The 12,404-nt window shown below is 49.5% G+C and carries 18 protein-coding genes; 7 read left to right on the forward strand and 11 right to left on the reverse strand.

Annotated elements, in window-relative coordinates:
- Positions 1-8 precede the first annotated feature (8 nt).
- From ACZ48S_RS04395 to ACZ48S_RS04430, 8 genes are all read right to left on the reverse strand, one after another.
- Entirely contained in the window at positions 9-494 is a 486-nt protein-coding gene (locus tag ACZ48S_RS04395) for an NADH-quinone oxidoreductase subunit J family protein (protein ID WP_464214474.1), read from the reverse strand.
- Positions 494-1,081 (reverse strand): NuoI/complex I 23 kDa subunit family protein, encoded by a 588-nt coding sequence (locus tag ACZ48S_RS04400; protein ID WP_464214476.1) that lies wholly within the window; start codon positions 1,079-1,081, stop codon positions 494-496. The genes ACZ48S_RS04395 and ACZ48S_RS04400 overlap by 1 nt, the downstream gene beginning before the upstream one ends.
- Positions 1,068-2,123, reverse strand: a complete 1,056-nt coding sequence (gene nuoH, locus ACZ48S_RS04405) for an NADH-quinone oxidoreductase subunit NuoH (RefSeq protein ID WP_464214478.1) — start codon at positions 2,121-2,123, stop codon at positions 1,068-1,070. Before nuoH ends, ACZ48S_RS04400 begins: the two co-directional genes overlap by 14 nt.
- Complete coding sequence (locus ACZ48S_RS04410; protein ID WP_464214480.1) at positions 2,123-3,226, reverse strand: NADH-quinone oxidoreductase subunit D; 1,104 nt, start codon at positions 3,224-3,226, stop codon at positions 2,123-2,125. The genes nuoH and ACZ48S_RS04410 overlap by 1 nt, the downstream gene beginning before the upstream one ends.
- On the reverse strand, positions 3,216-3,665 hold the full coding sequence (locus ACZ48S_RS04415) for an NADH-quinone oxidoreductase subunit C (RefSeq protein WP_464214482.1): 450 nt from the start codon (positions 3,663-3,665) through the stop codon (positions 3,216-3,218). Before ACZ48S_RS04415 ends, ACZ48S_RS04410 begins: the two co-directional genes overlap by 11 nt.
- Entirely contained in the window at positions 3,665-4,276 is a 612-nt protein-coding gene (locus ACZ48S_RS04420; RefSeq protein WP_464214484.1) for an NADH-quinone oxidoreductase subunit B, read from the reverse strand. The genes ACZ48S_RS04415 and ACZ48S_RS04420 overlap by 1 nt, the downstream gene beginning before the upstream one ends.
- Complete coding sequence (locus ACZ48S_RS04425; protein ID WP_464214486.1) at positions 4,267-4,641, reverse strand: NADH-quinone oxidoreductase subunit A; 375 nt, start codon at positions 4,639-4,641, stop codon at positions 4,267-4,269. The genes ACZ48S_RS04420 and ACZ48S_RS04425 overlap by 10 nt, the downstream gene beginning before the upstream one ends.
- Before the next feature lie 151 nt (positions 4,642-4,792).
- A complete protein-coding gene (locus tag ACZ48S_RS04430; RefSeq protein ID WP_464214488.1) occupies positions 4,793-5,968 on the reverse strand; it encodes a tubulin/FtsZ family protein in 1,176 nt (391 codons plus the stop codon).
- Between the two features lie 137 nt (positions 5,969-6,105).
- Between ACZ48S_RS04430 and ACZ48S_RS04435 the strand changes: the two genes are divergently transcribed.
- Together ACZ48S_RS04435 and ACZ48S_RS04440 are read left to right on the forward strand one after the other, a co-directional pair.
- Positions 6,106-6,357 carry a toxin HicA gene (locus ACZ48S_RS04435; protein ID WP_464214554.1) on the forward strand — a complete coding sequence of 84 codons (252 nt, stop codon included), beginning with the start codon at positions 6,106-6,108 and terminating at the stop codon, positions 6,355-6,357.
- A complete protein-coding gene (locus ACZ48S_RS04440; RefSeq protein WP_464214490.1) occupies positions 6,350-6,670 on the forward strand; it encodes a type II toxin-antitoxin system HicB family antitoxin in 321 nt (106 codons plus the stop codon). Before ACZ48S_RS04435 ends, ACZ48S_RS04440 begins: the two co-directional genes overlap by 8 nt.
- A 309-nt stretch (positions 6,671-6,979) precedes the next feature.
- Here ACZ48S_RS04440 and ACZ48S_RS04445 read toward each other — a convergent pair whose 3' ends face one another.
- Positions 6,980-7,429, reverse strand: a complete 450-nt coding sequence (locus ACZ48S_RS04445) for a universal stress protein (RefSeq protein WP_464214492.1) — start codon at positions 7,427-7,429, stop codon at positions 6,980-6,982.
- A 40-nt stretch (positions 7,430-7,469) separates the two neighbouring features.
- On the reverse strand, positions 7,470-7,637 hold the full coding sequence (locus ACZ48S_RS04450) for a hypothetical protein (protein ID WP_464214494.1): 168 nt from the start codon (positions 7,635-7,637) through the stop codon (positions 7,470-7,472).
- Positions 7,638-7,759: 122 nt separating this feature from the next.
- Here ACZ48S_RS04450 and ACZ48S_RS04455 point away from each other — a divergent pair, with 122 nt between their 5' ends.
- The 3 genes from ACZ48S_RS04455 to ACZ48S_RS04465 all read left to right on the forward strand — a co-directional run bounded on the left by ACZ48S_RS04455 (position 7,760) and on the right by ACZ48S_RS04465 (position 10,092).
- Entirely contained in the window at positions 7,760-8,203 is a 444-nt protein-coding gene (locus ACZ48S_RS04455) for a pyridoxamine 5'-phosphate oxidase family protein (protein ID WP_464214496.1), read from the forward strand.
- Positions 8,204-8,243: 40 nt separating this feature from the next.
- Positions 8,244-9,713: a dihydrolipoyl dehydrogenase family protein gene (locus tag ACZ48S_RS04460; RefSeq protein ID WP_464214498.1), complete on the forward strand. Its 1,470-nt coding sequence runs from the start codon at positions 8,244-8,246 to the stop codon at positions 9,711-9,713.
- Between the two features lie 112 nt (positions 9,714-9,825).
- Positions 9,826-10,092, forward strand: a complete 267-nt coding sequence (locus ACZ48S_RS04465) for a DUF5661 family protein (protein WP_464214500.1) — start codon at positions 9,826-9,828, stop codon at positions 10,090-10,092.
- A gap of 35 nt (positions 10,093-10,127) precedes the next feature.
- On the opposite strand, the gene ACZ48S_RS04470 is transcribed toward ACZ48S_RS04465, so the two are convergent.
- Complete coding sequence (locus tag ACZ48S_RS04470) at positions 10,128-10,628, reverse strand: hypothetical protein (protein WP_464214502.1); 501 nt, start codon at positions 10,626-10,628, stop codon at positions 10,128-10,130.
- 336 nt (positions 10,629-10,964) lie between these two features.
- On the opposite strand from ACZ48S_RS04470, the gene ACZ48S_RS04475 reads away from it, so the two are divergent.
- Positions 10,965-11,675 (forward strand): NERD domain-containing protein, encoded by a 711-nt coding sequence (locus ACZ48S_RS04475; protein ID WP_464214504.1) that lies wholly within the window; start codon positions 10,965-10,967, stop codon positions 11,673-11,675.
- Positions 11,676-11,931: 256 nt separating this feature from the next.
- A complete protein-coding gene (locus ACZ48S_RS04480; RefSeq protein WP_464214506.1) occupies positions 11,932-12,369 on the forward strand; it encodes a hypothetical protein in 438 nt (145 codons plus the stop codon).
- The last annotated feature ends 35 nt before the right edge of the window (positions 12,370-12,404 follow it).

Below are 12,404 nucleotides of genomic sequence, written 5' to 3' on the forward strand. Positions count from 1 at the left end.
TTCCATTCCTAATCTTTATCCCTTACTAAAATTATGGCCCCGATAATGGCCGTCAGCATCAGTACCGCCGCCATCTCCAGTGGCAGCATATAGCCCTCGGGGGAAAAGAGCAGCGCCGCCAGTTCCGAGGTGGTGTCTTCCACCGGCGCAGCGGTTGAAACATTCCAGTCGGTCAGGCTGGTGGTGATGATGAGCGCCAGCGTTACTCCGCCGCCGGCCAGCAGTGCCGGTGTTTTCAGCCGGTTGGAAAGGTTTCCGGTCTGTATTTCCCGGGTCAGCATGATGGCCAGGATTATCAGCACCGATATGGCGCCGACGTAAATCAGCACCTGGATGGCGGCCAGGAAATCGGCAAATAAAGTTACAAACAATCCGGCCACCAGGAAGAAACACAAAATCAGCATCAGTGATGCCCGGAAAATATTTTTCAGCAGCACCACCGCCAGCGCGCTGCCGATTATGCCGGCCGCAAACAGGAAAAAGGCCAGTTCCATTACTTAGCCCCCTTCCTTTTATTTTTCTTAAAATCTTCGGCGTAGGTGGTCTGGTTTAGAAGCAGCGTCTGCTCCGGCAGCTCCGCCGCCCTTTCGGCGCGGTAATACCCGGAACGCGGCCGTCGCTGGTCGTCCGGCAGCAGCTGGTCGTTGGCAAATATCATCTGCCGGCAGCGCCCGTCGGAAGGCGTTTCGCCGGTCTTGGCCGTGTCGCACTGGGAACAGCCGTAGGTGGTGTTGGTGTAATTGTAGCCCAGGTATATGGACTTGCCGGTCGGGCAGGACTCAATGCACAGTCCGCAGAAGATGCACAGCCCCAGGTCGGCGGTGATGTCATCGGTCTTGAGCTTCTTGTCTTCGCCGCGGGAAACCTGCATCTTAATGGCGCCCACCGGGCATGCCCTTTCACAGGCCTTGCAGGAAATGCAGCTTTCCCGGTCCCATATAATGTCGGTACCGCGCACCCGGCGGGACATGGTCAGCTTCTGCTCCGGGTACTGCACCGTAATCCACTTGCGGCCCAGGTGCTTTATGGTCAGCTTCAGGCCGCGAGCCAGCCCCTCGCCATAGTGCTTAAGTGAGAACATGGCCGCCTCCGGTACGGAATTGCCGGCTCAGGCCGAGTATCAGCACCAGCGCCAGAGCCAGGTTCAGCGGAATGGCCAGCCACAGCTCGCCGGACAGGCCGGAAAGCACCAGGCCGGCGGTCAGCAGCAGGTTGAGAATAGCCATCGGCAGCAGGAACTTCCAGCAGAAGCCCATCACCTGGTCAATTCGCAGCCGAGGGAAAGTGCCCCGGACCCATATTATCAGGGTGAATATCGCCATAATCTTTATAATAAGCCACATGAACCCCGGCAGGAAATCCGGTCCGGCCCAGCCGCCCAGGAACAGCGTGGCGGCAATGGCGGATACGGACAGGGTTTCCGCGTACTCCGTCAGGAAAAACAGCCCGAACTTCATCCCGGAGTATTCGGTATGGAAGCCGGCGATGATCTCGGAATCAGCCTCCAGCAGGTCAAACGGAGTGCGGTTGATTTCAGCCATGGCCGCGGTCATGTAAATCAGGAAACCCAGCGGCTGCAGCAGGATGAAAGGCACTTCCTGGGCCTTGACGATCTCGTTGAGTGACAGCGAGCCGGCCAGCATCACTGCCCCCAGTATGGAAAGCACCAGCGGTATCTCGTAGCTGACTTCCTGGGCGATGGTGCGCATGGCGCCGATGATGGAGTATTTATTGGAGGAGCTCCAGCCGGCCATGAAAACGCCGATGACAATCATGGAGCTGATGGCCATTATATAAAGTATGCCGATATTGAGGTCGGCCAGCAGCGCGCCGTCGCCGAAGGGAATGACGGCAAAGACGGCCATGGCCGGCACAAAGGCCACCAGCGGCGCCAGGAAATGCACCGGCTTGTCGGCCAGGGTGGGCACGATGTCTTCCTTCAGCAGCACCTTGAGGGCGTCAGCCAGCGGCTGCAGCAGTCCGAACGGTCCAGCGCGGTTGGGCCCCGGCCTTAGCTGAAAACGGCCAAGGGCGCGGCGCTCGTACCAGATGAACAGCAGCACTCCGGAAATCACAAAAGCAAACAATATCACGGTGAAAAGAATGAAATGTCCCCAGTCCATCAGCGGTCCACCTCACCCATCACAATATCCACGCTGCCGAAGATGGCCATAAGGTCGGCCACTTTCCAGCCCAGCAGCATCTCCCTTAGCGCGGTCAGGTTGATGAAGCTCGGCGCCCGCACGTGCCAGCGATAGGGGTTCTCCGTGCCGTCGGCCACGATGTAAAAACCCAGCTCACCCTTGGAGCCTTCTACCGCGGCGTAGGTTTCCCCGGCCGGCGGGCGGATCAGCTTGGGTACCTTGGCCATAATCTCGCCTTCGGGCAGCGCCTTTACCGCCTGCTTTATGATGCGTACGCTCTGGCGCATCTCTTCCATGCGCACCATGTAGCGGTCGTAGGTATCGCCGATTTTTCCAGTCGGTATATTGAAGTCAAAACGGTCGTATATGGAATACGGCTGGTTCTTTCTCAGGTCCCACTTGATGCCGCTGCCCCGCAGCACCGGCCCGGCTGTTGAGGCGTTGACAGCCAGTTCCGGCGGCAGGACGCCCACGCCCTTGGAGCGCACCAGGACGATTTCGTTGGTGGTAATCAGCTGGTCATATTCATCAATAAATCCCGGCAGTTCAGCCAGCAGCTTTTTCAGCGCCGGTAAAAATTCGTCCGGCAGGTCCATGGCTACGCCGCCGAATCGCATGTAGTTGTAATTGAGCCGCTGTCCGCACACCATGTCAAACAGCTCCACTATCTTTTCCCGTTCACGGAACATATAGAGCAGTGGCGTCATGAAGGCGCCGATGTCGTTCAGGAAAAAGCCGATGCCGGCCAGGTGGGAGGCAATGCGCTGCAGTTCGGCCATGATAACCCGGATGTGCTGGGCGCGCTCCGGCACTTCCGCTTCCAGCAAATCTTCCACCGCCATGCAGTAAGCCTGGTTGTTTATCATTGAGGAAAGATAGTCCAGCCGGTCGGTCAGCGGGATATTCTTGGTGTAGTTGCGTCCTTCGGCAATTTTCTCCATTCCCCGGTGCAAATAGCCGAATATCGGCTCGACATCGATGATGACCTCGCCGTCCAGCGTCAGCCGCAGGCGGAACACGCCGTGGGTGCTGGGATGCTGCGGCCCCACGTTAATTACATAATGCTCTGTCTTAAGCGTCACGGCTTACCCAGTCCTTTCTGAAAGGGTATCCCGGGAACCCGTCCCACAGGAAAAGACGCTTAAGGTTGGGATGGCCGCTAAATTCTATGCCGTAGAAGTCATATATCTCGCGCTCCTGCAGGTCGGCGCCGCGCCACACGCCGGTTACCGAAGGCAGCGCCGGTTTTTCCCGGTCGCTCAACACCACGCGCAGCACCAGCCGGTGTTCTTTGGACAGCGAAACCAGGTGATAAACCAATTCAAAATACTCTTTATAATCCACCGCGGTAACCGAGCTAAGATAATCCAGCTTGAAATCTTCATGGTCGCGCAGTACTTCGGACGCCTCGGCAAGTCGCCCGGCCTCTATGACCAGCTTGTCTTCTTTTTCGGTTACCGCGCCGGCGCCCAGTTCTTTTTCCAGCAATCCGGCGGCCGCGGCAAAGTCCAGCTCTTTCATTACGGCTTGACGGCCTTTCTGGTTGGACTCATTTTGTTTACTTTATTATGGATGTCCAGTATTCCCTGCAGCAGCGCCTCCGGACGGGGCGGGCATCCCGGCACGTAGACATCCACCGGAACCACCTTGTTGAAACCCGGTACCACTGAGTAAGACCCTTTGAACAAACCCCCGGAAATACCGCAGGAGCCCATGGCAATGACCCACTTGGGGTCCGGCATCTGGTCATAAATCCGCCGCAGCCACGGCGCCATTTTCCAGGTCAGCGTTCCGGCTACGATCATCAAGTCCGCCTGCCGCGGGGAGGCACGGAAGATTTCCATGCCGAATCGCGCCAGGTCAAAGCGGGAAGCCGCCATGCACATCATCTCGATGGCGCAGCAGGCCAGCCCGAAGGTCACCGGCCACATGGAATACTGCCGGGACCAGTTGACCACCTTATCCACGCTGGTAAGCAGCACGTTGTCAGCCAGCGGCGGCGCGTTAAGCCAGTCAATCGGGTCCGGTATGGCCGCCTGGTGCTGGGCCAGGAATTTCTCGACGATATCGCCTTCGCGATTATCCAGCTCCAGGTCAGAGTAGGCAAAGTTGTGCGGCTGCTCTATTGCCATTGCAGCGCTCCCTTCTTCCAGGCGTAGAAATAGCCCACGCTTACCAGCGCTAGGAAGAAAATCACCATGAAGAAAGCCCCGGTGCCCAGTTCTCCCAGCGAAGCCGCCCAGGGGTAGAGGAAAATGGCCAGCACGTCCATTACGATAAGCATCAGGGCGTAGATATAGTAGCGGAAATTGAACTGCACCCATGAACGCCCGGTAGTTTCCATGCCGCACTCATAGGTTTCCTGCTTCACCTTGGAGGGGTTTTTGGGCACAATCTTGGTCAGCCGGCTCAGCAGTACCGGAATCCCCAGTGTTGCCAGGATAAAGCCGATGGCTATAATTAAAAAAAGCCCGACATAGGCGAACTCATTTTGCATAGTTAGACAGCCCTCCGCTATGGTACTAGGCCAAAAGTATTAGATTATTGTACACCAAAAAGGCCTGAAAAGAAAAATTAAGCGTTGTTTGTCAGTATATCATACCGCGCTAAATAGTTATTACTTTTCGCGGTTTCCGATCACCCTTGGCTCAGTCCAGCAGAGAAGGCACGTCGCGCGCCGCTTCCTCCGTCAGGTCAGCCCGGCTGGCCTTCAGCTTCTGCCGTTCCTTGAACTCGGCCGCCAGTTCCTTGGAATCCTGGTAGAATTGCCGCAGCAGCGGCAGGTCGGAAAGTTCGGAAAGAATGATGCTGACGTCAATGACGCCGCGTTCCCTCGGGTAATCACCCAGGCGCTGCTGCGCCACCGGCGCCACTTCGCGCAGCCGTTCTGATAGGTCGGATATCAGGTCCACGCTGATTTCCTTGGCCGGGCCGGAAACTAAGAGCGCCGCTCGTCCGGCGTCCTGCGGGTTAATGGCAATCGACATCTCGGCCAGCGCCTCGTCCATGGCGTACAGCCCGCGCTGTGATTCCAGGTTCTTTTTCATATAATTATTGGTATCCCGGAACTTGGGAATTATGTCCACGTCAACGGTGCCGTAGCCGATGCCGGTCCAGCCCACCAGTGTTTCCCGTATATCGCCGCTGTCCAGCACCGAAGTGCCGATGGCCTTGGGCTTGCGCTCTTCGCCGGCGCACAGCAGGTTATAGAACGGCGCCACGATAAGCTCGTTGATCTTTTGGAAGTTGCTGGCCATTGACTGGCTCTTGCGGATGAAGCGCTGGTTGTCCACCAGTATCACCGCGTCGGCCACTTCATTGACTGACTTGAGGCACATGGCGGTGTTGAAAACCGCGCGCTCCTCATTGTGCCGCTCATGCTCGTAGGGCAGTGCTACCATGGCATAAACCGGCTTTTCACGGAAGTTGTCCCGGAATGCCTGGGCTATCACCGGCAGTGTACCGGAGCCGGTGCCGCCGCCGCCGGACGCCAGCAGCAATATGGCGTCGGCTTCGTAGAAGCGCTCATTTTTCTTTACTATGCCGATGAGATAGTCTTTCTCCGCCTTGGCGATCTCGGCGCCCATTTCCGATATCTTGGCCACGCCGTGCCCGTGGGTCTGGGCGCCGCCGATAAGAATCCGGTGCTGCTGGTCTTTTTTGACCTTTACCAGGGATGACAGGTCAGCGGTGTCGGTATTGACTGCCAGGATATCCGTCACGATGCGGATTCCGCGTTCGCGGCGGGCCTTGATGGCTATCTCGGCAAACTCATCGGCAATCCGGCCCCCGGCCTGCCCCAGTCCGACTACCACTAATTTCATCGTAGTTTTCCTCTCATTATTAGTCGATTTGAGTCTAAATGGATGGGCCGGCTTTGTCAATAAGAAATTGGTTTATTTGTTGACTGAATATACGCCGCATATTGACAAATAGTATCATTATTGGTACCATTTTGGAGATGAAAGGGTTGGAAAGACTCGTCAGCCTGATGCGCGCTAATCCGGCTGATGTGCGGTTCAATGATTTATGCAAGGTTTGTGACCATTATTTTGGGGAATCCCGGCAAAAGGGAAGCAGTCATAGGGTATACAAGATGCCTTGGAAAGGTGATCCCAGGGTCAATATCCAGGATAAAAATGGAAAAGCTAAACCTTATCAGGTCAGGCAGGTATTACAGGCAATAGACCGGCTGGGAGGTGAAAATGGATAAATACACGTATAGGGTTACCTGGTCAGAAGAAGATAATGAATATGTCGGATTGTGTGCTGAGTTTCCAAGCCTTAGCTGGTTGGCGGATACCCAGGAAGAAGCTTTAGTTGGTATCAGGGATACAGTCGGGCAGGTTGTACGGGATATGAAATCAAACGGTGAGGATGTACCGGAACCTATCGCTGCCAGGCCTAGTTCAGGCAAACTCCAGGTGCGTATACCTCCCAGATTGCATACGGCGCTTCGAATCCAGGCCGCCGAATCAAAAGTCAGCCTGAACCGCCTTATCAGTGATAAATTAGCTCAGTGCTGAAGCTTGAATAATGGAAACTAGTTATCCGTCATTGCGGGCATAAATATCAAAAAGTGTTGCTGAGAACTGAAAGCTAAAAACTGAAAACTGATAACTGAGAACTGACCGCTGCCAACTAATAACTGTGAACTTATCAACTAAAAACTGTTAACTGAAAACTGACTACTAACATACTAAAAACTGATTACTGAGAACTGACCACTAACTACTAATAACTGTAAACTTATCAAACTGAAAACTGACTACTGATTACTTTTAACTTTTAAAACTTTAGATATTGTTTAGTATTTCGATATTAGTGCTTAGATTTTACCGCCCCTGCTCGGGTCTAATCAGCAGCACCGGTATATTGGCATGCTTGATAATATACTCAGCATTACTGCCGATAATAAGCCTGTCTATTCCGTGATATCCGTGCGTCGCCAGGGCTATTAGGTCATAAGAATTTCTTTTGGCGTAATCAACAATCGTTTTTCCCACCGGAGTAGTAGTCAGGATTTGGTAATCAGTTTGAATTCCTTTGGCAGTCAGGCTTTTCGCTATCTCTTCAAGGTAGGCTTTGGCCTGTTCGTCCGCATTCTTAAATAGTTCACAGGCCGTTGAGCGCTTAATATTTTTTACCTCGGTGCCGACCAAAAAATCCACTATCCTGACCAATGTCACCTGGCTGCCGGAACTTAATGCCAGCTGCTCGGCATGAGGCAGAATCCGCTCCGACATTTTTGTTCCGTCAAGGCAAACCAATATTTTCTTGTACATTTTCCAATGCCCTGCCTGTGGCTTTGTCGTTAAAGCAACTTTACAGTTTTTTAAGTATGGCTTTCAGTGCGTTTTCCTTTTCCTGGAGCTGCTCTTTAAAATCATAATTCTCGGTTGCTCCTACTTCCATACGCATCTCTGAAATATATTCCTGGCGTATTTCCACCATAAGTTTACGTTCTTCCGGGGTGAGCTCTAATGTAGACATGCCGCACCTCTTTGACGGTTATTAACCTGTAGATGATTATAGCATCCGTGTATATATTTTCGGAGATTAAAGTCATATGACCATCCTTCGGTTATAATGTGATAATTTAAGAAGGAAAAACAATGATCAAAGAAGAACCAGGAAACGCAGCCAGGAAGCTTATTGAGTCACAGTATTTTGGTGTTTTGGCGACCGCCGCTTCGGGACGGCCTTGCGCCTATTTGATGGCCTTCGCTGCCAGTGATGACCTCAGGTATCTGATGCTGGCCGCTGATATTAACAGCCAAAAATATCAAGATATCTCCAGGAATCGGCAAGTGTCTTTTCTTATCGATGACAGGAATAACGCCGAAACTGATATTAAAGACGGGACGACCTTGACTCTATTCGGTATGGTTACTGAATCAGAAGCTGATATTGAACGTCAAATGTTAAAATTGTACTCTACCAAGTATCCATCTCTTGCCGGTTTTATGACGCTTTCGGATACAGCATTCATTTTTATAAAAGTGAGCAAGTATATTATTTCTGGATTTGATTATTCTAAAGAGTTTAAACTGGGTTAGGTTATTCAGCCAGGGACTAGCCGAGTAAAAGGAGCAACAATTGAGATACGATTTTGATTTAATTGTGATAGGTAGTGGGATTGCTGGCTTAACCGGGGCTTCGATGGCTGCCGGGCTGGGGAAGAGGGTTGCCATAATTGAGAGAAGCCATTTAGGCGGCAAATGCACTTGGAATAACTGTCTGCCGTTAAAAGCCTTAATAAGAGCCTCGCTTGCGGAAAAACAGCTCTATGAGCTGCCTGACTACGGGTTGGAATTGGAAGATTCAGTTCCTAAAGTGAGCCGGAAAAAAGTACTTCAGAGAATTAAAACGGTAATTAACAAAGTATCTTCGGTAGATACCCCTGACAGTCTCATAGAGATGGGAATTAAGGTGCTTTTTGGTTCACCCCGTTTTGTTGATCGACATAATATAGAGATAAATGGACAAAACATTTCATCCCAGTATTTTCTGATTGCCACCGGGACTTCGCCGGCTAAATTGCATATTGAGGGTATAGAAGCTGCTGATTTCTTGGATTGCGAAAATTTCTATGATCAGGAGTCGTTGCCAAAGTCCTTTATCGTTATGGGCGGCGGCCCGGACGGCGTTGAGTTTGCTCAAGCCTTAAACAGTCTTGGATCTAAGGTTACTCTGGTAGATATGGCGGCCAGTATTCTGCCTCGGGAAGACTCAGAGTTATCTCAGATGCTGTCAAAACACCTGGCTGATTCAGGCTTGACCGTGTTAACCGGTTATCGGGCAACTAATGCTGTTAAAGAAAATGGGGTAATAAAGGTCTCGTTTATTGACTCTAATAATGAAACTGTTACCATAAGCGCCGATAAAATACTGACTACGGTCGGCCGCGTCGCTAATGTTTCCGGTTTAATGTTGGAAAAAGCCGGGGTGACTTACAGCGACAGGCGAATTGACACCGATAAACGGTTGCGCACTACTGCGCCGAATATATATGCAACTGGTGACGTTACCGGGCCTTTTCAATTGGCCACTATGGCTGAATATCAATCCTTGACCGCGGTAAATAATATGTTTTTACCTTTGAAAAAGACCTTTAATTCTCGGCAATTGATTTCAGTTGTTTATACTGATCCAACATTTGCCAGTAGCGGCCTGACCGAGGTTGAAGCCAAAAAACAGTATGGTAAGAATATAAGGGTGTATCGTTATAATTATAATGACATCCGCCGGGCTGTTATTGATGGAAGCGAGATAGGAATTGCTAAGGTTATTATAACTTCAAATGGAAAGATCGCTGGAGCTCATATATTCGGTAACCATTCCGAGGAAATAATACACCAGTTGCATTATTTGAGATTAACAGGCAAGCGTCTTTCCAGCCTTCATGCCATAAGCCATGCTTATCCGTCATATGCTGAAGCAATCATAAAAAGGATCGCTGATATCAACTATTTGGATCAAATGCAGTCCAACCCGTTTGTCAGGCTGGCACTGAAAATCCTGCCCGGGTTTAAAAATAATTTGGAAGCAGTAAAAAATAAACTTTAACTTGCCCAAAGTAAAATTTTACCTTGTTTAAAAGGGTGAATAAATATAAGATAATTCATTATCCGGCAAGGAATAACCTTGTTTCGCTGAAATAAAGTAAGGGGGCACTCAAATGACTGTCAAGCGCATGTTCACTTCAGAAGAAGCGGAAAAAATTGGAACAGAACTGGGCATTGATTGGAGCAAATTTGGTGTTGAGCAATTCAGGATGGGGCTGGACGTTGAGCTGGAACACGGCAAAATAGACCCTCACACCAACGTGACTGATGATGACCCCATTAAAACCGGGAAGATTGCCTTAGCCCATCTTAATGAATTCGCGGATTACTATACCAGGCTGTATAAGATGGAGGAGGAGGCTGAAGCACACTTAACATAAAAGTGTTTATCTTTACTTCTTGAGAAATTTACTTTCTAAATATATCTGCTGTCGTATGCCCAGTGCAGCACTGCTTGCCTTTGCTTTCGCCTGCAGCCTAAATCTTCCGGTAGGCAATTGTTTTGTATCTGGGCAATATGCCGTTTGATTGCCTTCCATCTTCTGATCTGCCTCTGGTCGTCCTCGTGCCTTCTTCCCAAGAAGTACCGGCAATACCATTGAAACCAGCCCCTGGGATCATCCGGGTGTACCCAGCCTTTTTGACGCCATACCCAGAGCGGTTCGCTGGCGTTTATTCGGAATAGATTAAGCTCCGGGTCGTGCTTTTCAGGGCACAGTTTTGCCCGGATAAACCAATCATCGGGGAACTCATTGATGCAGTCTGTCATGTATTTCCCGCCTAACACACCAAGCGCCAGCATTTCTCTCGGCGTTAATTCCGGCTTAAAATCGGGAGCAAAGTCTTTCCCTGCGGCACAGGAAAGTTGATAGACATAATTACTTTGCATTTTGTCATTGACGATAATTTTTTTCATGCTACTGTTTTGGGTATATGTAAGATTATTTTGTCTCTGACCATTATATGGTGGCGCTATGCACACGGCAATACCCTGTAATTGTATTTTACATGTAGTTTAGACTGTTATTTGATGGTATAGCGATTTGTTGTTGATTTTTAGTGTAGATGGAGGAAAGGGGGGCTCTACTGAAAACATCGCATGTGATATCTAAAATGGGTTAATTGGGGAAGTGGAAGCAGGTGCTTATTTACATTCCCTAAGTTCTTTATCTTTGACCTTGATTTCAGTCGTATAATCAGTAATGATATCCTTCTTTTTAGTTTGCTGTAAATTATTAATTGAGGTTACTTAATGACGGATAGTTTTATGGATTCTTGGATTAATGAGACAAAAGCTAAAATAAAAGGTTTTGGTGGCGAATTGAAAACCAGAGCAAGCCAAGCTATACTCCTTGACCCTAAGGTCTATCGTGCTTTCAATAATATACTAATTAATAATGAAACAGGAACTTCCCAAATCGACCACATTGTGGTTTCTCGTTACGGGATATTTGTGATTGAGACCAAGGATAAAGGTGGTTGGATTTTCGGTGAAGAAAAACAATCACAATGGACACAAGTGATTTTTAATAAAAAATATCAGTTCCAAAATCCGCTTAGACAAAACAGTGGACATATTAAAAGCCTATCAGACAAATTAGGTATCAAGAAGGATAAATTCTTTTCATTGGTTGCTTTTTGGGGCGCTGAATTTAAAACTAAAATGCCGGAAAACGTTGTCAAAAACCCTTTAGAATATAGGAATTTTATTACACAGAAAAAAGCAGTATTGTTGTCGGATGATGAAGTATTTATGATAGTTAGTACCATTGAGAATATAGCAGAATCAACCAATTCTTCAGACCACACAACCCATGTCAATAGAATTAAGGAAAGATCATCGTGCCCTAAATGTGGCAGTCAACTTATTCAAAGAACATCCCAAACAGGCCGAAATCCCGGAAGGAAATTCCTTGGTTGTTCAGCTTTCCCTAAATGCTGGTACAAACGTGAACGGTTTTAATATACTTCTTAGTGAAATATTTCTACGCTAGTATCTTTGATGGTTGCGCATTTCTAATAGATAATTGGAAAACAATGTTAAAAGCTATATTGATATGTCAGTATAGTGCGTTCTTAATGTCATTTATCGATAGAATGGTACCCTAAAGAAACGCGGGGTACCCATTTAAGATGCTTTAACAGGTCAATTAATATTTCCTAAAAGTGTAACTTCTGCTTATTGACTATAATTGTTCATGCGTACTAATATACGCTTGATGTATAATAATATTAATTGTACCCCTGAAGTTCTTTCTGAAAGTCGTTCCCAATCCGGTGCGCCGCCGGGACGCCGGGGGGCGCCGCGCGGCAATCAGAACGCCCGCAGGCATGGTGCCTATTCCCGGTATTTTGAACAGGAACTGCGGGAAAAGCTTTCCAGGGCCGCGGACTTGCCGGCCCTGGACCGGGAGCTGTACCTGGCATTGATCCGTGCCGGCAGAGTGGTCCATAACCCTCCGGACAATGAACGGGTCGTGAACCGACTGACCGCCAGGCTGGTGATGCTTATATGCCTCAAGTATGACTTGAGTCCGGATGACCGTGAAGGCATAGTTATTGCCATTGACAAGGCCGCTGATAACCTTTCGCGGCTGGAGAAGGCAGTAGGGCCGTTGGCGGCCGGTTCCGCCGGGATGCCCCGGGGAATTGTTTGAATTGATTTGGTTTGAATTGGCAAAACGACTTACGT

Source organism: Dehalogenimonas sp. NIT-SK1 (assembly GCF_055384165.1).